Origin of the sequence: Dryocola sharpae (genome assembly GCF_051307055.1) — a bacterium.
Classification (GTDB): domain Bacteria; phylum Pseudomonadota; class Gammaproteobacteria; order Enterobacterales; family Enterobacteriaceae; genus Dryocola.
The window spans coordinates 3464719-3488408 of record NZ_CP149994.1 but is presented as its reverse complement, the minus strand read 5'-3'; the positions used below and the strand labels follow the sequence as shown (position 1 = coordinate 3488408).

25 protein-coding genes are annotated in these 23690 nt (G+C 54.2%); 16 read left to right on the top strand and 9 right to left on the bottom strand.

The window, feature by feature from the left end:
- Positions 1-10 precede the first annotated feature (10 nt).
- The 8 genes from WLO31_RS16575 to fliE all read right to left on the bottom strand — a co-directional run bounded on the left by WLO31_RS16575 (position 11) and on the right by fliE (position 7289).
- A complete protein-coding gene (locus tag WLO31_RS16575; RefSeq protein ID WP_435927724.1) occupies positions 11-442 on the bottom strand; it encodes a flagellar protein FlhE in 432 nt (143 codons plus the stop codon).
- Positions 439-2544, bottom strand: coding sequence for a flagellar biosynthesis protein FlhA (gene flhA, locus WLO31_RS16570; protein WP_435927723.1), 2106 nt, complete (start codon positions 2542-2544; stop codon positions 439-441). The genes WLO31_RS16575 and flhA overlap by 4 nt, the downstream gene beginning before the upstream one ends.
- Positions 2544-3689, bottom strand: coding sequence for a flagellar biosynthesis protein FlhB (gene flhB, locus WLO31_RS16565; RefSeq protein ID WP_435927722.1), 1146 nt, complete (start codon positions 3687-3689; stop codon positions 2544-2546). The genes flhA and flhB overlap by 1 nt, the downstream gene beginning before the upstream one ends.
- Positions 3690-3808: 119 nt before the next feature.
- Complete coding sequence (cheZ, locus tag WLO31_RS16560) at positions 3809-4438, bottom strand: protein phosphatase CheZ (protein ID WP_435927721.1); 630 nt, start codon at positions 4436-4438, stop codon at positions 3809-3811.
- A 3-nt stretch (positions 4439-4441) separates the two neighbouring features.
- Positions 4442-4831 carry a chemotaxis response regulator CheY gene (gene cheY, locus WLO31_RS16555; RefSeq protein ID WP_435927720.1) on the bottom strand — a complete coding sequence of 130 codons (390 nt, stop codon included), beginning with the start codon at positions 4829-4831 and terminating at the stop codon, positions 4442-4444.
- A gap of 56 nt (positions 4832-4887) precedes the next feature.
- Positions 4888-5934 (bottom strand): protein-glutamate methylesterase/protein-glutamine glutaminase, encoded by a 1047-nt coding sequence (locus WLO31_RS16550; RefSeq protein ID WP_435927719.1) that lies wholly within the window; start codon positions 5932-5934, stop codon positions 4888-4890.
- Complete coding sequence (locus WLO31_RS16545) at positions 5934-6794, bottom strand: CheR family methyltransferase (RefSeq protein WP_435930645.1); 861 nt, start codon at positions 6792-6794, stop codon at positions 5934-5936. The genes WLO31_RS16550 and WLO31_RS16545 overlap by 1 nt, the downstream gene beginning before the upstream one ends.
- A 159-nt stretch (positions 6795-6953) precedes the next feature.
- Positions 6954-7289, bottom strand: coding sequence for a flagellar hook-basal body complex protein FliE (gene fliE / locus WLO31_RS16540; protein ID WP_435927718.1), 336 nt, complete (start codon positions 7287-7289; stop codon positions 6954-6956).
- A 286-nt stretch (positions 7290-7575) separates the two neighbouring features.
- Here fliE and fliF point away from each other — a divergent pair, with 286 nt between their 5' ends.
- The 15 genes from fliF to WLO31_RS16465 all read left to right on the top strand — a co-directional run bounded on the left by fliF (position 7576) and on the right by WLO31_RS16465 (position 21157).
- Complete coding sequence (gene fliF, locus WLO31_RS16535; protein WP_435927717.1) at positions 7576-9276, top strand: flagellar basal-body MS-ring/collar protein FliF; 1701 nt, start codon at positions 7576-7578, stop codon at positions 9274-9276.
- A complete protein-coding gene (fliG, locus tag WLO31_RS16530; RefSeq protein WP_435927716.1) occupies positions 9273-10259 on the top strand; it encodes a flagellar motor switch protein FliG in 987 nt (328 codons plus the stop codon). Before fliF ends, fliG begins: the two co-directional genes overlap by 4 nt.
- Positions 10252-10965 (top strand): flagellar assembly protein FliH, encoded by a 714-nt coding sequence (locus tag WLO31_RS16525; protein WP_435927715.1) that lies wholly within the window; start codon positions 10252-10254, stop codon positions 10963-10965. Before fliG ends, WLO31_RS16525 begins: the two co-directional genes overlap by 8 nt.
- Entirely contained in the window at positions 10962-12338 is a 1377-nt protein-coding gene (fliI, locus tag WLO31_RS16520) for a flagellar protein export ATPase FliI (protein ID WP_435927714.1), read from the top strand. The genes WLO31_RS16525 and fliI overlap by 4 nt, the downstream gene beginning before the upstream one ends.
- Before the next feature lie 15 nt (positions 12339-12353).
- Positions 12354-12803 carry a flagellar export protein FliJ gene (gene fliJ / locus WLO31_RS16515; protein WP_435927713.1) on the top strand — a complete coding sequence of 150 codons (450 nt, stop codon included), beginning with the start codon at positions 12354-12356 and terminating at the stop codon, positions 12801-12803.
- The gene (locus WLO31_RS16510; protein ID WP_435927712.1) at positions 12800-14047 is read left to right on the top strand and encodes a flagellar hook-length control protein FliK; all 1248 of its coding nucleotides are present in this window, start codon (positions 12800-12802) and stop codon (positions 14045-14047) included. The genes fliJ and WLO31_RS16510 overlap by 4 nt, the downstream gene beginning before the upstream one ends.
- A gap of 193 nt (positions 14048-14240) precedes the next feature.
- Complete coding sequence (gene fliL, locus WLO31_RS16505; RefSeq protein ID WP_435927711.1) at positions 14241-14690, top strand: flagellar basal body-associated protein FliL; 450 nt, start codon at positions 14241-14243, stop codon at positions 14688-14690.
- 5 nt (positions 14691-14695) lie between these two features.
- Positions 14696-15703 (top strand): flagellar motor switch protein FliM, encoded by a 1008-nt coding sequence (gene fliM, locus WLO31_RS16500; RefSeq protein ID WP_435927710.1) that lies wholly within the window; start codon positions 14696-14698, stop codon positions 15701-15703.
- Between the two features lie 6 nt (positions 15704-15709).
- Entirely contained in the window at positions 15710-16114 is a 405-nt protein-coding gene (fliN, locus tag WLO31_RS16495) for a flagellar motor switch protein FliN (protein ID WP_435927709.1), read from the top strand.
- Complete coding sequence (gene fliO / locus WLO31_RS16490; RefSeq protein WP_435927708.1) at positions 16114-16524, top strand: flagellar biosynthetic protein FliO; 411 nt, start codon at positions 16114-16116, stop codon at positions 16522-16524. Before fliN ends, fliO begins: the two co-directional genes overlap by 1 nt.
- Before the next feature lie 50 nt (positions 16525-16574).
- On the top strand, positions 16575-17294 hold the full coding sequence (gene fliP, locus WLO31_RS16485; protein WP_435930643.1) for a flagellar type III secretion system pore protein FliP: 720 nt from the start codon (positions 16575-16577) through the stop codon (positions 17292-17294).
- A 13-nt stretch (positions 17295-17307) separates the two neighbouring features.
- The gene (gene fliQ, locus WLO31_RS16480; protein ID WP_435927707.1) at positions 17308-17577 is read left to right on the top strand and encodes a flagellar biosynthesis protein FliQ; all 270 of its coding nucleotides are present in this window, start codon (positions 17308-17310) and stop codon (positions 17575-17577) included.
- Positions 17578-17579: 2 nt separating this feature from the next.
- Complete coding sequence (gene fliR, locus WLO31_RS16475; RefSeq protein WP_435927705.1) at positions 17580-18365, top strand: flagellar biosynthetic protein FliR; 786 nt, start codon at positions 17580-17582, stop codon at positions 18363-18365.
- Between the two features lie 514 nt (positions 18366-18879).
- Positions 18880-20061: an acetyl-CoA C-acetyltransferase gene (locus tag WLO31_RS16470; protein ID WP_435927704.1), complete on the top strand. Its 1182-nt coding sequence runs from the start codon at positions 18880-18882 to the stop codon at positions 20059-20061.
- A 400-nt stretch (positions 20062-20461) separates the two neighbouring features.
- Positions 20462-21157 (top strand): oligogalacturonate-specific porin KdgM family protein, encoded by a 696-nt coding sequence (locus tag WLO31_RS16465; RefSeq protein ID WP_435927703.1) that lies wholly within the window; start codon positions 20462-20464, stop codon positions 21155-21157.
- 146 nt (positions 21158-21303) lie between these two features.
- On the opposite strand, the gene WLO31_RS16460 is transcribed toward WLO31_RS16465, so the two are convergent.
- Complete coding sequence (locus WLO31_RS16460; RefSeq protein ID WP_435927702.1) at positions 21304-22479, bottom strand: oligogalacturonate lyase family protein; 1176 nt, start codon at positions 22477-22479, stop codon at positions 21304-21306.
- Positions 22480-22872: 393 nt separating this feature from the next.
- Here WLO31_RS16460 and kduD point away from each other — a divergent pair, with 393 nt between their 5' ends.
- Positions 22873-23634 carry a 2-dehydro-3-deoxy-D-gluconate 5-dehydrogenase KduD gene (kduD, locus tag WLO31_RS16455; protein ID WP_435927701.1) on the top strand — a complete coding sequence of 254 codons (762 nt, stop codon included), beginning with the start codon at positions 22873-22875 and terminating at the stop codon, positions 23632-23634.
- The last annotated feature ends 56 nt before the right edge of the window (positions 23635-23690 follow it).

The window sequence follows — 23690 nt, the reverse complement described above, 5'->3', positions numbered from 1 at the left end:
ATTACGCGGGCTAAAAGCCGGGCCTTTGTGCGGCCTGGCGATAATTTACCGTTAACTCATTGCTGACCACGTGCAAGGCGGGAATAAGCTGTCCCCGGCCTGCTACGGAATAAACAAAGCGAAACGGGCCGCGCGCTGAAAGCGGGGCGGTGAGTTTTTTTTGCCCGCTCAGACGCTCAAGCTTAATGCAGGTTGTCGCGCTGCAAAGTTTCATCTCCAGCCCCCGGGGAGGCGGAGTGAGTAGCGTGATTCTCCAGGCTAAAAGGCTGGCCTGCGCCGAGGCGGGCAGATCTGCCGGGGCGCTCAACGCCGCGCCCGCCATCGTCTGTTTCCCCACGCTTATCACAACGCCCGCCGTTTTCTGGTGCCAGGCGCCGCCGGCAGCGCCAGCCGCAAGCGGGGTAAAAAGCGCGACCAGCATTATTAACTTTGCGAGTTTCATTCTTGTCCTCCAACGATGGAGGTCATGCGTACCGTACGGTTATTGCTGATTTCCAGATTCGACAGCACGGCAAGCTGCGGATAGACGCGGCGCAGGAAGCGTGAAAGCATCATACGCAGGGGCTGGTTTACCAGCAGCACCGGCGGCGCGCCGAGGGCTTCCTGCTGCGCCAGCGCTTTTTCAGTCTGCCGCATAAGGTTCTCGGCAATGCCGGGTTCAATAGCGCTGCCGTTCTGGCTTGCCTGGATCATTAACCTTTCCAGATTCATATCCATACCAATCACGCGAATATCGTCGTTGCCCGGGAACCACTGCTGCGTGATGGCACGGCCTAAACGGATGCGCGTGTGCGCCGTCAGCTCATCGGGATCGGTTTGTACCGCCGCATATTCAGCCAGCGTGTCAACAATGGTGCGCATATCGCGAATTGAAATCCTCTCCGCCAGCAGGTTTTGCAGCACCTTATGGAAAGTGGTCAGGGAGATAACGCCCGGGATCAGATCTTCTACCAGCTTCGGCATTTCTTTGTTAAGGCGATCGAGCAGCTGCTGCGTTTCCTGACGGCCAAACAGCTCGTCGGTGTGTGTGGCGATCAGGTGGTTAAGGTGGGTCGCAATGACCGAGCTTGGATCCACCACCGTGTAGCCCATGATCTGCGCCTGTTCTCGCAGCACTTCATCGATCCATATCGCGGGCAGGCCAAACGCCGGTTCCTGACAAGGCGTGCCGGGCAGTTCGCCTTCGGCACAGCCAGGATCGATAGCCATCCAGCGTTCCGGCATCGTTTCGCCGCTGCCGATTTCGACGCCCTTAAGCAAAATGCGATAGCGGGTCGGCGGCAGATCGAGGTTGTCGCGGATATGCACCGACGGCGGCAGAAAACCCATCTCCTGGGCGAATTTTTTACGGATGCCGCGCACGCGCGTGAGCAACTCGCCGCTTTGCTCGCTGTCCACCATCGGAATTAACCGGTAGCCGACTTCGAGGCCCAGCACATCTTCATGCTGAACGTCGGCCCAGGAAGCCTCGGACACCTGAACGGCGTCGGCCTGGGCTTTGGCCGCCTCTCTGCCCTCTTTGCTCCGGGTGCCGCCCGCCGTCTGGTTTTCCATCTCTTTGCCGCGCAGCCACCAGGCAATACCCAGCAGCGAGACGGTAAACAGCAGAAAAACAAAGTTCGGCATGCCGGGGATCGTGCCCAGCAGGCCGATTATCGCGGCCGAAAGCACCAGCACGCGTGGGTTGCTGAACAGCTGGCTTACCATCTGCTCGCCCACATCCTGCTCGGTGGCAACCCGGGTAACGATAACGCCGGCCGCGGTCGAGATGATCAGCGCCGGAATTTGGGCAACCAGGCCGTCACCAATAGTCAGTATGGTGTAGGTTTCGGCGGCGGTGCCAAAGGAAAGATCGTGCTGCAGAATGCCGATCATCAGGCCGCCGATGACGTTCACCGCCATGATCAGCAGGCCGGCAATGGCATCCCCGCGCACAAACTTGCTGGCGCCATCCATCGAGCCGTAGAAGTCGGACTCCTGGGTCACTTCGTTACGGCGACGCTTGGCCTCTTCTTCGCCAATCAGGCCCGCGTTCAGATCGGCATCGATCGCCATCTGTTTGCCCGGCATACCGTCCAGCACAAAGCGCGCGCCAACCTCTGCGATACGGCCAGCACCTTTAGTGATAACCATAAAGTTAATAATGATGAGGATGGCGAACACCACGATGCCAATCGCAAAATTCCCCCCAACCAGGAAGTGCCCAAACGCCTCAACGACGCGACCCGCAGCGGCGGCTCCCGTGTGCCCGTCCATCAGGATGATGCGCGTCGAGGCGATATTCAGCGCGAGGCGCAGCAGCGTTGAAAACAGCAGCACCGTAGGGAATGCGGAGAAATCGAGCGTCTTTTGGGTGAACATGGCCACCATTAAGATCATCAGGGAAAGGACGATATTAAAGGTGAACAGTAAATCAAGCAGAAACGCGGGCAGGGGCAATATCATCATCGCCAGAATCAGCATGATTAATATCGGCCCGGCCAGTATTTTCCACTGCGTCTCTTTCATCGCGGGTAAACGTAATTTGGTGGCGTAGTTTGCCATCACTCATGACTCTCTTGTGCAAAATCCAGTGCAGCAGGCACGGGAAGGTTCTCAGGTTTTTTAGGCGCAATGCCGCCGCCCAGCCGCCAGCGTCTTAAGCCATAAACCCAGGCAAGGACTTCGGCAACGGCGCTGTACAGTTCGGTAGGGATAGGTTGCCCAATTTCGCAGTGGCGATAGAGCGCACGCGCAAGCGGCGGCGCTTCAAGCATAGGGATGGCATGCTTTTGCGCCTCTGTTCGAATGCGCAGCGCCATTTCCCCCGCGCCCTTAGCCAGCACGATGGGGGCGGTATGGCCGCCTTCTTTGTAACTGAGGGCAATGGAGTAGTGGGTCGGGTTATTCACAATCACATCGGCGTCCGGTACGTCGGACATCATGCGCTGGCGTGCGGCGGCACGCTGTAGCTGTTTGATGCGGTTCTTAATATGCGGGTCGCCTTCGCTTTGTTTAAATTCATCGCGGATTTCCTGGCGGCTCATGCGCAGCTTCTTCAGGTTGCTGAAGATCTGATAAAACACGTCGTAACCTACCATCGGGATCAGCGCGAGGATCACCATCAGCAGGCACTGGGAAATGAGGTAGCGCGAATCGGCCAGGCCGTCGGCCAGCGAGCCCTGGCCGAGCGAGATAAAACGCGTTTTGTTATGGTAGATAAACAGCGCCCCTGCGCTCCCTACGAGCACCACTTTCAGGATGCCTTTCACCAGCTCAGAAACCATCTGACCGGAAACCATACGCTTAAGTCCGGGCAGAGGATTTATCTTTTTCATATCAAATTTGAACGACTTGCCGCCGAGCTGCACGCCTCCCAGCAGCGCAGAGGCGCAGATGCCGGTCAGAAACAGCCCCAGCAGGATCGGCAGTACCGACGACGCCGCCATCAGCAGCAGTTGGCGAAGCTGACGGATCATTGAGCCAGGATCGAGCACCATCATCCGATCGAAGCTTAGCCCGCTTTGCAGCAGCATCGCCAGCTTGCGGGCCACCACATCCCCACCGAACAGAATCAGGCTCCAGCCGACCAGCAGCATCAGCAACGATGTCAGCTCTTTGGAGCGAGGAATTTGTCCCTCTTCCCGCGCTTTCTCTCGTCGTTGGGGCGTGGGTTCCTCTGTTTTTTCTACATCGCTTTCTTCAGACATCGGCTTTAATCATATTGCGGGTGTAACAAGGCTGCGGCGAAGGGCGGAACGACAACGCCTTTAAGAGCAGGCGGAGAACCGCGCCAGCACAGCCCGCCGGCAAAAATGCCGCAGGAAAATTAAAAGCCCATACTTTCAAGTAAATCATCGACCTGACCTTGCGTGGCGACAACGCCTGCGACGTTTTGATCGATTTGCGGACCGTTTTTCAGCGTCTCTTCAGCCATCAGCTTTGGCGCAGTTTCTTCTGGCAGATTATCGAGCAGGACATGAATCAGCTCTTTCTCGATATTCTCGATAAGCACCATCATGCGCTGGATAACCTGGCCGGTCAGATCCTGGAAATCCTGCGCCATCATGATCTGCATAAGCTGCTCTTTGGTCTGACCGGCAATTGCCGGCGTATCGTGCAGAAACTGGCGGGTATCTGCGACCAGCTCTTTGGCAATCGGCAGCTCGACGGGACTGGCGAACCATTCGTCCCAGCGCTTGCCCAGCGCCGTGGACTGGTTGCTAAGCGAGTCCTGCAGCGGCCGGGCAACTTCCACGCAGGTTAAGGCGCAGTCCGCCGCCTGTGACGTTTTCGCCACGACATAAGAGAGCCGGTCGCGGGCGTCAGGAATGGCTTCAGCCGCATCGATGATGACGCGATCGAGGCCGAGGTTGTTCATGCTGTCGTGCAGCAGACGCGTCAGCTGGCCAATGCGCGAGAAAATATCCGCCTGCGGGTGATTTGTTTGGTTATCCATGCGTTACCACCCCAGCTTTTCAAAGACTTTGTTGAGTTTTTCTTCCAGCGTCGCTGCGGTGAAAGGCTTAACCACATACCCGCTGGCGCCGGCCTGAGCGGCGGCGATAATATTTTCTTTCTTCGCTTCCGCCGTCACCATCAGCACCGGCAGCTTGCCAAGCGCCGCATCCTTACGGATGGCGGTCAGCAGTTCGAGGCCGTCCATATTGGGCATGTTCCAGTCGGTTATCACAAAATCGAAGGATGACTCGCGCAGACGGGTGAGGGCATCATGGCCGTCTTCAGCTTCCTCAACGTTGTTAAAGTCCAGATCTTTTAAAAGGTTACGCACGATACGGCGCATGGTAGCGAAGTCGTCGACGACTAAAAAACGCAAGTTTTTATCTGCCATGTTAATTCCTGAGAGGTTTAATCTCCCCGCGGGGAGAGCTGAGTAAATATGTTGAGTTAAATTCGCCGTGCCTGGCCGGTTACGCTGTTTAACATGTGCTGTGTCATATCGCAGAGATCGACAACTTCCACGGCGGCGCCAAGGCCAATAGCTTCTTTTGGCATCCCGAACACCACGCAGGATTTTTCGCTTTGCGCGAGGGTATGAGCGCCCGCTTTGCGCATGTCCAGCAGGCCATGCGCGCCGTCGTTGCCCATGCCGGTCAGGATCGCGCCCACGGCGTTCTTGCCCGCGCAGGACGCCACCGATTTGAAAAGCACGTCTACCGAGGGACGATGGCGATTAACCGGTGGGTTATCGTTAAGCTTCACGTGATAGTTAGCCCCGCTGCGCACGAGCTCCATATGCACGGCGCCGGGCGCGATATAGGCATGGCCGGGCAGCACGCGGTCGCCGTCTTCGGCTTCTTTCACCGCGATTTCACAAATCTTGTCGAGCCGTTCGGCAAAGGAGCGGGTAAAGCCCGGGGGCATATGCTGGGCGATGACGACGCCGGGGCAGGTCCGGGGCAGCGGCGTTAGCACCTGGCGCAGGGCCTCGGTGCCGCCGGTTGACGAGCCGATGGCGAAGATTTTTTCGCTGCCTACCAGCGGGCTGGAGATGATTTTTGGCAGAACCTTGTGGCTATCGCGACGGCAGACCTGCGCCTTTGAAGCAATACGGATCTTCTCGGCAATCAGCTCGCTGTACTGCACCATGCCCTCTTTCAGCCCCATCTGCGGCTTGGTAACAAAGTCCACCGCGCCCATCTCCAGCGCGCTAAGCGTAATTTCAGAGCCTTTACCGGTCAGGGAGGAGATCATAATGACCGGCATAGGGCGCAGGCGCATCAGGCGCTCAAGAAAATCCAGCCCGTCCATGCGCGGCATTTCGACATCGAGCGTAAGCACGTCCGGGTTAAAGCGTTTAACCAAATCACGGGCGATAATCGGATCCGGCGCGACGGCGACCATTTCCATATCGGGCTGCTGATTGACAATGTCGCTCATGATATTGCGGATAAGCGCCGAATCGTCAACGCAGAGGACTTTAATCTTGTGCATTATTTATCCTGTGTCAGGGCGTACACCGACTGGCCGCGGAGGCGAAAAGCGCCGTTTGTCGTGCCAAAGTGTTCAGAATGCCCGACGAATAAAATACCGCCGGGTTTCAGCATTCTGGCAAAGCGTTTCAGCAGGTATTCCTGGGTTTTTTGATCAAAATAAATCATCACATTGCGGCAGAAGATAGCGTCGAACGGCGCCGGAATATCCCACTGCGGATCCAGAAGATTGAGTTGCTGATAATGAATGGTATCGAGCAGCTCTTTTCTGACTTTGACGAGGGCCTGCTGCTCCCCGGTGCCGCGCAGAAAGTGCGTCTTCTTTTGCTCAGCGCTCAGGTTGTCGAGATCGGCCAGCCGATAGACGCCAGCCGCTGCTTTGGCCAGCACTTCGGTATCGATATCCGACGCCCAGATACGCGGGTTAAGCGTGCTGCGGCCCAGCGCCTCATCTAAAGTGATAGCGATAGAATAAGGTTCTTCCCCGGTAGAAGAGGCGGTACACCAGACTTTATAATTGCCGTTCCCCCTGCGCTCGCGCGCATGTTCAGCAAGAATGGGGAAATGGTAAGCCTCCCGGAAAAACGAAGTCAGGTTGGTGGTTAGGGCGTTAATAAATGCCTGCCATTCACCGCTGTTGGGGTTCGATTCCAGACGAGTTAAATAATCACTGAAATGCGTTAATTTTAATTCACGTAAGCGTCGGGACAGGCGGTTATAAACCATATCGCGTTTCTGGCTGCTTAACACAATACCTGCACGTTGATAAATTAGCTGGCTAACCTTTTCCAGCTCTTTATCTGAGATCCCGGTTTGAATGCGAATAGCTGTGTTGTTCATTAAATGAACGTCGCTCTCCATACTCATAAATAACATCCTTGCGACGTATAGAATTGATTACAATGGCATACCTGCCCGGAGCCTGATTTTTAAAAATACGCTTAATATCTTTAACAAATAAATATTAATTATTTTAAAAGCCGTTCGATAATGGCTCAGGGATAAACTATAAAAGCGGATTTATACCGGCATATTCATGATTTCCTGGTAGGCGCTGACCATTTTATTGCGTACCTGTATTCCCATATTCAGCGCCACAGAAGACTTTTGCAATGAGACCATGACATCGTTCAGACCAATGTCTGAGGCGCCCGTCATGTAATCCTGCGCCTGGGATCTTGCTGCCGTTTGCATCTGGCTAATGCCGTTTATACTGTTAAATAACAGTGAAGAAAACGAAACGGAATCGGTACCATTTTGTTTATCCGCCAGCACATTGCCGTTTGATAAGCCGGTAACCTGTCTTGCCTGAAACTGAATTTGTTCCAGCACGCCGTTCATTGATGGAATAGCCATTAATCGTTCCTGTTAATTATCGCTAATAAACCCTGGTTATTCAGCTTAGGTTGCCTTTTATTAAGGAAAGTTTAACACGGCGCAAGGTTTTCAGGATAACGCAATAAGCTGACAGAAATTTCAGCTCATTGGCGCTTAAGAAAAATCTTACATGACACATAATACGCGACTGACATCCAGCGGGAATGAAGGATCGCCCGCTGTGTTTTGTTTGAATCTCTTACCGGAGTGCTGATTCGCAATATTGCGTACACATTGCGTCATTTATTTTTTACAGGACTACGGCATGAATGCCACCACAAACGGTATTAAAAACAACAATACAACAACTCTGATAGCAGCCTTTGAGCGTATTCGTGCTAATCCCAAAATTGCTCTGATTGTCTCTGCCGCGGCTGCCATTTCGCTTATCGTCGCGCTTGCGCTCTGGGCTCAGTCACCGAGCTATCGCGTACTGTACAGCAACATCAGCGATCAGGACGGCGGGGCCATTGTCGCCCAGCTGGCGCAGATGAATGTGCCCTATCGCTTTGACGAGCGCGGCGGTGCGATTATGGTGCCGGCGGATCAGATCTATGAAGCGCGTCTTAAGCTTGCGCAGATGGGGCTGCCCAAAGGCGGAGCCGTAGGCTTTGAGCTGCTGGACCAGGAAAAATTTGGTATCAGCCAGTTCAGCGAGCAGGTTAACTATCAGCGCGCGCTGGAAGGGGAGCTGTCGCGCACTATTGAAACTTTAGGCTCGGTGCGCAGCGCTCGCGTGCACCTTGCCATACCAAAACCCTCGCTGTTTGTTCGCGATGAAAAACAGCCATCGGCCTCTGTGACGGTGCATCTGGATAATGGCCGCACTATGGACGCAAGCCAGGTGAGTGCGATTTCCTGGTTAATTTCCAGCGCCGTTCCCGGCCTGAATGCCGATCTGGTGACTATTGTGGATCAGACGGGTCGCCTGCTGTCGCAGCACGGCGGCCAGTCGCAGCAAACCTCGCGCTTAAAATATACCAGCGAAGTGGAGGCCGATTTTCAGCGCCGCATTCAGTCCATCCTTGCGCCCATCGTCGGCAGTCAGAACGTGCGTGCGCAGGTAACGGCGCAGATTGATTTTACAACCCACGAACAGACGGCTGAACAGTTCCAGCCCAACTCAGCGCCGGAAAAAATGGCTATCCGCAGCCGTCAGACCAGCGACTCCGAGCAGGGAGGCAAAAATATTAACGGCGGCGTGCCGGGGGCGCTGAGTAATCAACCGCCTACGCCTGCCACGGCGCCGTTAACCCAGACTTTGGGAACGGCCAGTCAGGCGCAGGGGAACGGCGGGAACGCTAATAAGCCCGCCGCCGCCGGAACTAACGATGCGGTGACAACCATTCCCTTTAACTCAAACAAAGACGCCACGACCAACTACGAGCTTGACCGCACGCTGACGCACATCAAGCGCAGCACGGGCAGTATCGAGCGCCTGTCAGTTGCGGTGGTGGTAAACCATTTGCTGGATAAAGAGGGCAACCCGGTGCCTTTAGCCAAAGAGCAGATGGAGCAGATAACCGCGCTGGTGAAAGAGGCGGTTGGCTATTCTGAAGCGCGCGGCGACACCCTGAATATCGTCAACTCCGCCTTCAGCACGGCGGATGACGACCAGATGCTGCCGCTGTGGAAACAGCCGGAAATCATCAACCTGTTGCTGGCCGCGGCCCGTTACCTGCTGGTTGGTATTGTGGCATGGGTGCTGTGGCGCAAAGCCGTACAGCCGGCCTGGATGCGTCATCAGGAGCTGGCGTTGCAGCGGCTGGAACTGGAGAAAGAGGCGCGTCAGGCCGAGCTGGACGAGCTGTCACGTAAGAACGAACTGTCTGCGAAGGCCAAGGCTCAGGCGCGTATTGATGTGGAACTCAACACCCAGCACCTGCGTGAAATGGCGGAGAACGGCCCGCAGGTGATTGCGCTTGTCCTGCGCCAATGGATGAACAAGGAGTTTACCGGAAAATGAATGCCGCAGAGAAAAGCGCCGTCGTCATGCTGACGCTCGGCGACGAGCGGGCGGCCGAGGTGTTTAAGCACCTCTCCACCCAGGAGGTGACGCGCATCAGCTCGGCGATGGTCAGCATGAGCGCGTTTAGTCACGATCAGCTTTCCCAGGTACTTAAAGAGTTTCAGCGGGATTCCAGCGAAGTCGCGACGCTCAATATCGATACCAATGAATACCTGCGCAGCGTGCTGGTGAAAGCGCTGGGCGAAGAGCGGGCGTCAAGCCTGCTGGAAGATCTGCTGGAAACCCAGGACGGCAACAACGGCATTGAAACGCTCAACTTCATGGAGCCGGTAACGGTTTATGATCTGATTCGCGACGAGCACCCGCAGATTATCGCCACCATTCTGGTGCACCTGAAACGCAACCAGGCGGCCGACGTGCTGGCGAAATTCGACGATCGCGAGCGTAACGACATCATGCTGCGTATTGCCACATTCGGCGGCGTACAGCCGGCGGCGCTGCAGGAGCTGACCGAAGTGCTCAACAACCTGCTGCACGGTCAAAACCTCAAGCGCAGCAAAATGGGAGGCGTACGTCCGGCGGCTGAAATTCTCAACCTGATGAAATCCCAGCAGGAAGATGCGGCTATTGCGGCGGTGCGCGAATTTGACCATGAGCTGGCGCAGAAAATCATCGATGAGATGTTCCTGTTCGAGAACCTGATTGAGATAGAGGATCGCAGCATCCAGCGTATTCTGCAGGAGATCGACAACGAGGCGCTGATCGTTGCGCTGAAAGGATCGGAACAGCCGCTGCGCGATAAGTTCTTCCGCAATATGTCCAAGCGTCAGGCGGATATCATGGTGGAAGATCTCAACTCTCGTGGCCCGGTGCGTATGTCGCAGGTGGAGGCCGAACAGAAGAACATTCTGCTGGTGGTGCGCCGCTTAGCAGAGAGCGGCGAAGTGGTGCTCGGTGGCGGGGAGGACGTCTATGTCTGATAACGACCTGGCATGGCGTCGCTGGCAGCCGGAAGATCTGCTGGCTGATTTTAGTAGCCGCACGGGACATACGTTCCCCGAGCCGGAGGCGACCCCCGGAAACTATCAGTCTGATGAGCTGCTTCAGGCCGAGCTTTCACGAATCCGCCAGCAGGCCGAGCAAAAGGGTTTTGCTCAGGGCCAGGCGCGAGGTCTGGAAGAAGGCAAGCAGCAGGGTTATCAGGAAGGCGTGCTGCTCGGTAAAAAAGAGGGAGTCGAGCAGGGGCTGGCGCAGGCCAAAGCCCTGCAGGATGAAACTGCCGGGCAGATTGCCCACCTGTTCGAAGCGTTTAAGGTCGCGCTGGGCAATCTCGACAGCGTGATCCCATCGCGGCTGGTACAGCTTTCTTTGACGGCGGCGCGCTCAATCATCGGGAAAAACATCGTTTATGACAACACCATCCTGATCGAGAAAATTAAACAGCTCCTCAGGGAGGACGCGCTGCTGAAGGGGGATATTCAGCTTTGGGTGAGCGAAGAGGATATGGCCGTCGTCGCCGACCTGCTAAGCCCTACGCTTGCTTCGCTGGGGTGGGAGCTGCTTGTTGACGTTGATATTCTGCCGGGCGGCTGCCGTATCACTTCCGCCGAAGGCGAAATTGACGCGACCCTGAGCACCCGGTGGGAAGAACTTTGCCACCTGAGCCGGGAAGACTACAGCTCATGACCACGCGCCTGAAAAACTGGCTGGACGCCATTGAAAGCCAGGAGCAGAAATATGCCGCGCTCCCGCCTTTTCGCCATTACGGAAAGCTGACGCGCGCCACGGGCCTGGTGATGGAGGCCGTTGGGCTTAAGCTGCCTATCGGCACGCTGTGCATCGTGGAGCGCGACACCGGCAACGGCATTGCAAAAGTCGAAAGCGAAGTGGTGGGTTTTAATGGTCAGATCCTCTATTTGATGCCGCTTGAAAACGTTGACGGCGTTTTACCCGGCGCGCGCGTTTACGCTTTTGAAAGCGGTCCCGGCCTGACCCAGGGCAAGCAGTTGCCGCTGGGGCCGGAGCTGCTGGGGCGCGTGCTGGATGCCAGCGCCCGCCCGCTGGACGGTTTGCCCGCTCCGTGCCGCCGTGAGCAGGACACCTTATTTACCGCGCCCTTTAACCCTCTGTTACGCGATCCGATTAAGAACGTTCTTGACGTCGGCGTGCGCGCAATCAACGGGTTGCTGACCGTTGGGCGCGGCCAGCGTATGGGGTTGTTTGCCGGCTCCGGGGTAGGCAAAAGCGTACTGCTGGGCATGATGGCCCGCTACACCAGAGCAGATGTGATTGTGGTGGGGCTTATCGGCGAGCGCGGACGCGAAGTGAAAGACTTTATCGAAAATATTCTCGGTAAAGAGGGGCTGCGCCGCTCGGTAGTTATCGCCGCCCCGGCAGACGTTTCGCCGATACTGCGCATGCAGGGCGCGGTCTATGCCACCCGCATCGCCGAAGATTTTCGTGAACGCGGCATGAACGTGCTGCTGATTATGGATTCACTGACCCGTTACGCCATGGCACAGCGTGAAATCGCGCTGGCCATCGGCGAACCTCCGGCAACGAAAGGCTATCCGCCTTCGGTATTTGCGAAACTCCCCGCGCTGGTAGAGCGCGCCGGAAATGGGGTAAAGGGCGGGGGCTCGATAACGGCTTTTTATACCGTTCTGACGGAAGGCGACGATCAGCAAGATCCAATTGCCGATTCGGCGCGGGCGATTCTTGACGGCCATATCGTGCTATCGCGTCGTCTGGCGGAGGCCGGTCACTATCCGGCGATTGATATCGAAGCATCGATAAGCCGTGCGATGACCGAGCTTATCGCCAAAGAGCATTACAGGAAAGTGCAGACCTTTAAGCAACTGCTCTCCTCTTTTCAGCGTAACCGCGATCTGATTAGCGTGGGAGCCTATGCGGCCGGGAGCGATCCTCTGCTGGATAAAGCGATTGCCCTCTACCCACAGCTTGAGGCTTTTCTTCAGCAGCCCATTGATGAGAACTGCAGCTATGAAGACTCGCAGGCGCTGCTGGATAAAATTTTTTCTGAACCTTCACAATCCTGACAGGGAACGTAACTTATGGCAACGACCAGCCCAATGGATGTGCTGCGCGACCTTGCACAGCAGCAGCTTGATACGACCACCACTCATCTGGGGAAGGTGCAGCAGGACTATACGCGTGCCGTTACCCAGCTTGAACAACTGGAGGCGTACGAGCTGGAGTATCAGCAGAATTTGCAGTTAAACATGGCGGATCGAGGGATATCGGTGGTGGATTGGGTAAGCCAGCAGTCGTTTATTGATTCCCTTGGCAAAGTCGTGCGCCAGCACGCGGGGCACGTCACCGCCTGTAAACAGTCGGTCGATCTGGCGCTCTCTTCCTGGCGCAGCGACAAACAGCGCCTGAACGCTTTCGACACGCTGAAAAGCCGCGCGGAGACGGTGCGCGCCTTAAAAGAAAGCCGCCACGAGCAAAAATTAATGGATGAATTTGCGCAGCGTGCCTGCCTCGGGAAAAAAGTTTTATGATGGTAACTATCTCGGCCTTAATGAACGCAGCGCCTGGAAGGCAAACCGCGCAAGGCAGCATGGACGCCGCGCCGGGTGAAGATTTCAACGCAGAGCTTGCAGCGAAAACGCAGCAACTGTTTCCGCAGATTCAGGAAGAGAGGCAGCAACCGGCTCCTCTGCCTGCGGCAGAAGTGCCGGTTAATATCGGTCATGAAGCGCAGGGGGACGTGTTTGATTCTCCCGATAATCTGCCGGACAGCGCCTTTACCGGTAAGCCAGATGAGACGGCTGACGAGCCGGTACCTGTTCTGGCGGAGATGTCCGTTGGGTCGCAGCTTGTCCATCTGCAAACCCTGGTGATGCAGATGGATGCAGCAAATACAGGCGTAGCGGGTGCGGCGACGGCGGCAGGAACCGCGCAGCAGACGGCTGCGGTAACCGTTGATGCCCAGGGGGAAGAGACAACGGCAAACAGCGCTCAGGCAGCGCTGACTCTCCTTAAAGGCATGACAGACGGCGGTAACGCAGCCCCCACGGCAGCAGCGCTGGCTAAGCAGAACTATTCGTTTGCCGGCCTGACGGGCAAAGAAGCGAAACACGACGCTCAGCCGGCGCCAGGCCTGCCCGTCGCTCTACAGGTTGAAAAGCCTGAGCAGATGGTGAGCCTGTTTAAACCTGTGGTCGAAGGAGCTGTAGCCATCGCTGCTGACGGTCATTCTTCCTTTACGCCTGCGGCCACGGTGCATACGCATACAGCGCCTGGCTCTTCGCTGCTGGTCTCGCATGCTGCATCGGTTCCCGTAACCGCAGCGCCGGCGCCCGTTTTGACGCAGGAGATGGGGACGGCGGCCTGGCAGCAATCTCTGGGGCAGCAAATTGCGATGTTTACCCGTAACGGTATTCATAACGCAGAAATACGCTTAAATCCGGCGGAACTTGGCGTCTTAAAAATTAATCTGCGCATGAACAGCGACCAGGCGAGCTTACATTTCGTCAGCGAGAATCATCAGGTTCGCGCCGCCCTCGAAGCGGCGATGCCGCAGCTGCGTACCTCCCTTGCAGAGTCGGGCATCAACCTTGAAGCGAGCCGCGTGGATAGCGGTTCCGCCCAGTCCTGGAGCGGCTCCGCGCATTCTGAGTGGTCATCCGGACAGAAGGCGCAGGACGATAACGGTGGTGATGCGCCTCAGGCTGATACGGAAGAGGTGATTATTCGCCCTGCGCAGATACGCCACAATAGTGGAATAAATACCTTTGTTTGACGGTTACATTTAATTGCCGGGTTGCCGTCATTAATTTCACTTATTCGCTGAATTGTCTCAAAGGCCGTATGTAATAGAATGCTCTCCTCCAGGGCATTCATTACGGGTCCGCATTCATTTACAAGGTTTTTACATAATGTCGAAAAAGAATAAAAATGACTCCGGGTCCGGTAAAAAGAGCACCCTGGTCATTTTGCTTCTGCTGCTTCTGGTCGTGGGTGCCTGTGGCGTTGCCGGTTTTACTTTTTATGAAATGCATAAAATGAAAAGTGAAGTAGCGAAGAGCGATCCTGCGGCGAAGCCTGAGCCCGTTGAAGAGCCTGCGCCAACCTATATTCCGCTGGATACGTTTACCGTCAGCCTGAAGCCAGATAACGGGAACGACAGTGACCGCGTTTTATATATTGGCCTGACGCTACGTGTTAAAGATGAGCATTCAAAAGAGCTGGTTGGGAAATTTTTACCGGAAGTTCGTAGCCGCCTGCTCATTCTTATTTCACAGCACACGGCTGAATATTTATCTACCGATGAAGGTAAGTATCAGCTCATTAATGAAATTAAAGCCGTAGTCAGTCAGCCACTTGTCGGTAGCCAGAGTGCGAGTGTTACTGATGTATTATTTAACGCGTTTATATTACGGTAACTTCCATGTCTGATAGCGTACTGTCTCAGGCTGAGATCGATCGCCTGCTGAATGGGGGAGGTGACGATGACAGCAATAACGTTACCGAAAACCCGCAGCAGCCGGAACAGAATGAAGGGATTAAGCCCTACAACCCTAATACTCAGCGCCGTGTAGTTCGTGAGCGCTTACAGTCGCTTGAGATTATCAATGAACGCTTTGCGCGCCAGTTTCGTATTGGGCTATTTAATCTGTTACGACGCAGTCCGGATATCACCGTAGGCTCGATTAAAATACAGCCTTACCATGATTTTGCCCGTAATTTATCCGTGCCGACTAATTTAAACCTGGTCCATATGAATCCGTTACGCGGGACGGCGCTATTCGTATTCTCGCCGAACCTGGTTTTTATGACGGTGGATAGCCTGTTTGGCGGTGATGGCCGTTTCCCTACCAAAGTGGACGGCCGCGAATTTACGCCAACCGAGCAGCGCATTATCGAAAAAATACTGTCGATGGCGCTGGAAGCCTATGACTATGGATGGAGCTCAGTATTCAAGCTGAAAACGGAATACGTTCGTTCTGAAGTGCAGGTTAAATTTACCAATATTACCTCCTCTCCAAACGATATCGTGGTCACCACGCCTTTCTCGGTGGAAATAGGCGCGCACGTTGGGCATTTTGATATCTGTATTCCGTTTAGCATTATTGAGCCGTTACGCGAGCTGCTAACCAATCCGCCGATGGAAAACTCCAAACAGGAGGATGAACAGTGGCGTAATACGCTGGTCACGCAGGTGCAGGATACCGAACTTGAGCTGGTGGCCAACTTTGCCGAAATCAATACCCGCCTGTTACGGGTTATGCAGCTTAAAAAAGGCGACATCATCCCGCTGGATAAGCCAGAAAGTCTGATGGCCTTTATTGATGGCGTACCCGTACTGTCTGGTAAATATGGTTGTGTTAACAACCAGTATGCTTTGAAAGTTGAGCATATGAAGAATCCTTCTTTAGCCTCTTTTAAAAAGGAGTAGTTTCCTGTGAGCGATACCCCATCCTCATCTGACGCTGACAAACAATCCATAGAAGATCTATGGGGCGATGCTATGAGCGAGCAGCAGTCAGTGGAAAACAATAGTACGGCTCCGTCAGGCGTCCAGGAGCATCTGGCTGCGCATTTATCTCAGGATCTCGATCTGATTCTCGATATCCCAGTCAAAATGACGGTGGAGTTAGGGCGTACCAAAATGACCATCAAAGAGCTGCTGCGCTTAAGCCAGGGTTCGGTGGTAACGCTGGAAGGCCTGGCGGGCGAGCCGCTGGACGTTCTGATTAACGGCTATTTAATTGCGCAGGGGGAGGTGGTAGTGGTTTCCGATAAATTCGGTATTCGTATTACCGACATTATTACTCCTTCAGAGCGTATGCACCGTCTGAGCAAATAATGAATTCTGCAACAAAAACCGCCGCGCCCGCTTCGTACTCATCCGTCGACTCAGGCACGCCCGGTTCAGTGTTATTTAACGTTGGGGGCGCGCTTGCGCTGGTCTTACTGTTTATTGCCGCCATCGCCTGGGTTGCCCGCCGGGCGGGATTCAGGCAGCAAGGCCGGAAAGCGTCCGCCTTATTGACTATTAAGTGCAGTCAATCCCTTGGTCAGCGCGAACGCGTGATTATCGTTGAAGTACAGGATAAATGGCTGCTGCTGGGGGTAACGCCTGCGAACATTACCTGCCTCGCTACCTTTGATAAGCAAAGCGGCGCGGAAGAGATTTCCCATTCGCCGCTGGCAGGGGACTTTCAGTCCGTAATGCTCAATATGTTGAAAAAACGCAAGCCGGAGTCGGGGCAATGAGTATTTTATGGCGTCCTTACCTTCGCGGCCCGAGGATACTGTTCCTGCTTATGCTGTCTGGGATAGGCATTTTTGCCCCCTTACAGCACGCGTGGGCGGCTAACAGCGATCTGCTGATTACCCATTCTGGCAACGGCGAGAGCTGGTCATTGCCCGTTCAGACCCTGGTATTGCTCACCTCACTGACCTTTTTGCCCGCCGTTTTGCTGATGATGACCGGTTTCACCCGCATCATCATCGTCTTTGGTCTGTTACGCAATGCGCTGGGCACGCCTTCGACGCCGCCTAATCAGGTATTGCTGGGACTTGCGCTATTTCTTACCTTTTACGTTATGTCGCCGGTCTTTAACCAGATTTATCAGGATGCATGGCAGCCGCTGACGGAAGATAAAATCAGCATGGAAACGGCGCTGGAAAGGGCGGCTGGCCCCATGCGCACCTTTATGCTGCAGCAAACCCGGGAAACGGATCTGGCGCTCTATACCCGGCTGGCGAAAGCCAATAATTTTGCCAGTCCTGACGATGTGCCAATGCGTATCCTGCTGCCCGCCTTTGTTACCAGCGAACTCAAAACCGGCTTCCAGATAGGCTTCACGGTATTCATCCCGTTTTTGATAATCGATCTGGTCGTGGCAAGCGTATTGATGGCGCTGGGGATGATGATGTTGCCGCCGGCCACCATTTCGTTACCCTTCAAGCTAATGCTGTTTGTGCTGGTTGACGGCTGGCAATTATTAACGGGCTCGCTTGCCCAAAGCTTTTTTAGCTAAGGCCGGATAAATAATGACACCGGAAAGCGTAATGGCGTTGGGGTTTCAGGCCGTAAAGGTTGGCCTGATGGTGGCGGCCCCCATGCTGCTGGTGGCGCTCTTAACGGGGCTTATCATCAGTATTCTTCAGGCATCCACGCAGATAAACGAAATGACGCTCTCATTTATTCCTAAAATCCTGGCTATCGTTCTGGTGGTGATTGTCCTCGGCCCCTGGATGCTCAGTATCTTTCTTGACTATATGCGAGCGTTATTTAACAGCCTGCCTTATATAATCGGATAGCTATGTATTCCCTGTCCGTTGAAAGCCTCTATTTTCAAATTAGCCACTTTTTTTGGCCTGCGCTGAGAATTCTTGCATTATTCAGCACCGCGCCTGTCTTCAGCGGCAAAGAGTTCAGTAACAAGGGCAAGGTCGGCCTGGCGGTGTGTATCGCTTTTTTAATCGGCCAGAATTTGCCGGACAGCCATATTATTATTTTCTCCTGGCAGGGCGTCGCAGTGGCGGCGCAGCAGTTAATCATCGGTGCTGCTATGGGGTTAACGGTACAGCTTATTTTTGTGTCGATACGAAGCGCCGGGGAATTTATCGGCCTGCAAATGGGGCTTTCTTTTGCGACCTTCTTCGATCCTTCCGGCGGACAGAACATGCCGGTTGTCGCCAGGCTATTAAACCTGCTGGCGACGCTGCTCTTTTTATCCTTTGACGGACATCTGTGGATGTTAACCATCCTCAACCAAAGCTTTGAAGCGCTGCCCGTCGGTGGCGCTGCGCTGCATACGCAAGGGTTTTATTATCTGGCGCAGATGGGAGGATTGATTTTCCGCTGCGGACTGATGTTAAGCCTGCCGGTGGTCACTTTGTTGCTGGCAATAAATTTTACCCTCGGATTACTCAATCGCTTAACGCCCCAGCTATCTATTTTTGTCATAGGCTTTCCGCTGACGCTAACGATAGGTATGGGGGCGCTGGCGCTAAAAATGTATACTCTGGCGCCTTTCGTTGAAAACCTTACGGTGGATATATTCAACCACCTTGCGCAAATAATACTTTTATTAGCTGGCGGGTGATTTTTAGACTCTTTTTCTGCGGGCGCATCGCACAGCAAACGACGAACGTTATGCCACTAAATCCGCCGCTATCCGTAAACAGCTTGCGCTTGCAACAAACACGCTGGACGAATGCTTAAACGTATATGTGGTTATCGTTGCTGGTGACAAGGTTCACTCGGTACGACACTGGGCGATACGGTGGCCGCGTTCCGCCTGAAATAGTTATTAACATGCCGGTCTTTGCACAATTCAGGCAGAGGCCAGTTTCCTTCCTCCCTTGCATCCCTGGCCCCGAAGCCTCCCCCCGCGTTACTCCCACTGTTATTAAATTGTGACGATGTTCACTGGTTGCGAAGAAATATCCGCAGGCGAAGCGGCAGGAATATCCTTTTATTGTTTTGATTTTATTGCTCATTTATCCAGAAAAGAACCTTTTGAATATAAGGATCTGCAAAAAACGAAATTAACAAATAATTAATATTAACTCATGATATGCGCAATTAAGGTCAGGCGGACGCGTTGCGGAGATGCGATGAAAGATGTAGTGATTGTTGGGGCGGCCCGGACCCCGATTGGTTGCTTCCAGGGAGCGCTCTCCCCGCGCAGCGCGGCAGAATTAGGCAGCGCGGTGGTAAAAGCGCTGCTTGAGCGTAGCGGCGTGAGCGAGCAGGAAGTTGACGAGGTCATTCTGGGCCAGGTATTAACCGCCGGAGCCGGGCAAAACCCGGCGCGACAAACGGCGCTTAACAGCGGCCTGCCCTGGTCCGTCTCAGCCATTACCATCAATGACGTCTGCGGCTCCGGCTTAAAAGCGCTGCATCTTGCCACCCAGGCCATACAGTGCGGGGAAGCGGATGTGGTTATCGCAGGCGGCCAGGAAAATATGAGTCGCGCCCCGCATGTATTAGCCAACAGCCGAACCGGCGCGGCGCTGGGCAACAGCCAGCTTATCGACAGCCTGGTGCACGATGGCCTGTGGGACGCCTTTAACGATTACCATATGGGCGTGACGGCAGAAAACCTTGCCCGCGAATATGGCATAAGTCGTGAAAGTCAGGATGCCTTCGCGCTCGCTTCCCAGCAAAAAGCGCGGGCGGCTATTGATGCAGGGCGGTTTAAAGATGAAATTGTCCCGGTTGCCGTAGAGCTGCGCGCGGGCGGGACTTTGCTTGTCGATACCGACGAGCAGCCGCGCACCGACGCCAGCGCTGAAGCGCTGGCGCGACTTATTCCCGCTTTTGAGATAGAAGGCAGCGTTACCGCTGGAAACGCTTCCTCTATTAACGACGGCGCCGCAGCGGTGCTGATGATGAGCGCGGCAAAGGCGCAGGAGCTAAATCTCCCGGTGCTGGCGCGTATTCGTGCTTTCGCAAGCGTCGGCGTCGATCCTGCGCTGATGGGGATCGCTCCGGTCACGGCCACGCGGCGCTGCCTTGAACGCGCGGGCTGGTCGCTGGAAGAGCTGGATCTCATCGAGGCGAACGAGGCCTTCGCGGCGCAGGCGCTTTCCGTGGGCAAAATGCTGGAATGGGACGAGCGCAAGGTGAACGTGAACGGAGGGGCGATAGCGCTGGGTCATCCGATTGGCGCATCCGGCTGCCGGATTCTGGTTTCGCTGGTGCATGAGATGATAAAGCGCGATGCGAAAAAGGGCCTGGCGACGTTGTGTATCGGCGGCGGGCAGGGTGTGGCGCTGGCCATTGAACGCGACTGATTAATTTTTTAGCTCTTCCCTTCCTCAGGCGCTTTCCGTTTCCCGGAAAACGCCTTTTTATTTGCGCTGTGCAGCGCAGCTTATCTACATCTTTATCTTACCCGAAACGGGCAGCCTACCTGCCCAGGCATTAATTTACCTTATGCCTGCGATAGCTCCATGTGAAATAGCTGAATAGATACTTGAAATATTGTTTCATTTATGGTTGGGGGTTTTATTGTGTGACGTAATCCACTGTTTATATCGTTTGAATATAAGCTTTGTTGATGCCTGTCACGAAGCCCGGCAAGAAAAATAGCGACATAAATATTTACGATCCCGATCACTAAAATATCGTTTATTTAAAAATAAAATTCAATTTCATAATAATGAAACGATATTTCAATGAGGGCTTTTTGATATGTTGAAGAAAACTCTGGCGGTCGCTTTGCTTTGTGGAACCAGTATTGCTGCGCAGGCGGTTACCGTTGATTTACGGCATGAATTTATTGACGGTGGCAAAGCAGACGCCACGAATGCGGATCGTGTTGCGGTATCTCATCGTTTTGCTAACGGTTTTGGTTTCTCGGTTGAGGCGAAATGGAAATCTGGCGGAGATAATACCGATCAGCCCTATAGCGACTTCATCGGTAACGGCCATGAGGAGTCTGTGAGCTGGCAGTGGAAAGCAAATCAAAACTTCTCCGTAACGCCAGGCTTCAATATTGAAAGTAATGATAGCCGCTCTATCTACAAGCCAAACCTGCGGGTGCAGTATAGCTTTGATAATGGTTTTTATGTCGCCGCGCGCTACCGCTATGATTATACGCGTTATCCAGCTAATGCAAATAAAGAGGATGACAAAGTTAATCGCGGCGATGCCTGGGCTGGTTTCGTATATGGCGACTGGCGTACCGAATTGAATTACGTTTATGCGCGTAGCAGCGAAGGCACAGCACGTAATAATAACAAGCCTTATTCACAGGAATATAACCTGAAACTGGCCTATAAAATTGATAAAAACTGGGCGCCTTATGGTGAAGTCGGCAACGTTGGGGTAAACGATCGTGACGACCGGCAAACGCGTTTACGCGTCGGTGTGGCCTACTCTTTCTGACCCTCTGCTCTGTATCTGAAACAAGTTCTGTATTTATTGCCTCTCCGGCCCCCGAGCGTTCAGCGGGGGTTTTTTATTGCCCGTATTGTTCTGCAAAAAAGCCCTCCGCGAGGGAGGGCAAGGCCAGTTACGGGACACTCAAATTATCAGGCGATAATTAATTCAGGATTAACAGGCATACTGGCAATGTACAGCGCCGGCTTGCCGTCTTTGTCGGAACTGAACAGAATGGCGCTATCGTCCGGGGTGAAGGATGGATGCGGGTGCGTAACCTGGCGGCTGTTGGCGAAGGTAGCCCAGGACGTATCGTGACGCGCGACGCGGAAATATGCTTTTTTCGCTACGTCAAAGGCGTACAGATACGGGTCGTTATCGATGGTGTAACCGCTGGTGTCTTTGACGTCAACCGGTGTACCCGAGCCGTCGCCAACCAGCAGGCTGCCGTCGAAGTTGCTCATCAGGTGCGAACAGGCGGGCATCTGCATTACGGCTTCGTTTACGCCGCTGTCCGGGTTGAAGCTGTAGATAGTGCGGCCCTGCTGGCCCTTCAGGTAAGAAACGTACATTAAAGACGAGCCGTCAGGTACCCAGAACTCGTGGGTGCAGCTTTCGCCTTCGGCGTGCTCTTTTACCTTGCGCACGTTGCTGCCGTCTTCGTTGACCATCCACATTCGCGCATCGACCAGATCGTGCGGGCCTTCGTGGCAGAAGGCAACGGTGTTGTCATCGAACGGACGGTAAATCGGATGGCCGAGCCAGTTTTTCTCCTGGTGAATTACGGCGCTTTCTCCGGTTTGCAAATCGACGCGCAGCAGGCGACAGTGCGGGCCTTTATGGAAGAAGTCGTGGAAAATTTTCCAGTCGTTTAACGGCACCCAGTCGCTTCTGGCGATTTCGATACCGACCAGTTTGGTACAGTCGCTGTTGGCAACCCAGGTACCGTAACCCACCCAGTCGTCCGGCACGCGATAAACTTCGCGTTCCACAAGGGTGGTAAGGTTCACTTCCAGCAGGGTGCGTTCATTTTTTACATAATAGAGGGAACGGTCATCCGGAGAGAGGAAGCCGCCAAAGGTGTTATCGCCGCTGCCTTCGGTAAGCTGTACCGCTTCGCCACTGGCGATATCAAGAAGGTAGTAGTTCCAGTTACCGTCAAATTCGCCTGCGAACAGGAGCCTGCTGCCGTCGTTGGTAAAGCACTTTTGATAGAAGTAGTTACGATGACATGTCACTTCCGGCGGCGTTAAACGGGTAACCTCAACGCCCGTGTCCGGATCCTGGCTTACTTCGTAAACCAACTCTACCCGCATACCTTTAGCCATAATGCTCTCCTTCGAATAATAATTCGTCTCTGTAAACCGTTCTAAAAGTTCGGATCTATGGTTGTAATTTATCAAAACAATGTTTCATTTTATGTGATTGCTTTCACTAAACGTTGATTCAGAAAGCGGCAGCGCCGCCGGCAGTGGGCTCTAACCGCGCTTTTCTACGGGCAACCGTGATCCCATTATCAAATCCTGCGAATACTACGTTAAAATTGAAACAACGTTTTAATTATAATTGAAATGCGGTTTCAACACGCTTAGTATGTGGTCATCAAAGATTAAGGAACGATGTTTTCACCTTAAGATCTTCGTGTGAAGGTGCGCTTAGCGCGTGAACAATATTTTTCCAGAAACGCCTGCTGACGCAGGCCTGAATAAAAGGAAACCTCCATGATTCTGGATTCATTCTCCCTGCAGGGTAAAGTTGCGGTTGTCTCTGGCTGTGATACTGGCCTGGGCCAGGGCATGGCGCTTGGGCTTGCGCAGGCTGGCTGTGACATTGTGGGTATCAACATCGTTGAGCCAACGGAAACCATCGAACGCGTCACCGCTCTGGGCCGCCGTTTTCTGAGCCTGACTGCCGATCTGCGCAAGATTGACGGTATTCCTGCTCTGCTGGACCGCGCGGTTGCCGAGTTTGGCCATATTGATATCCTGGTGAATAACGCAGGCCTGATTCGTCGCGAAGACGCCATCGAGTTCAGCGAGCAAAACTGGGACGACGTGATGAATATCAATATCAAGAGCGTGTTCTTTATGTCCCAGGCGGCGGCGAAGCACTTTATAGCCCAGGGCAACGGCGGCAAAATTGTTAATATCGCCTCCATGCTCTCCTTCCAGGGCGGGATTCGGGTGCCTTCTTACACCGCTTCGAAAAGCGCGGTCATGGGCGTGACCCGCCTGCTGGCAAACGAGTGGGCGAAACACGGCATCAACGTGAACGCTATCGCTCCGGGCTACATGGCGACCAACAATACCCAGCAGCTGCGTGCCGACGAGCAGCGCAGCAGTGAGATCCTGGACCGCATCCCGGCGGGCCGTTGGGGCCTGCCGGACGATTTGATGGGGCCGATTGTCTTCCTGGCTTCCAGCGCGTCTGACTATATCAACGGCTATACCGTAGCCGTTGATGGCGGCTGGCTGGCACGTTAACGCCTCTGTCAGATGGCGCTTGCGCTTATCTGACCTACAAAGCAGTTCCGCCGTTA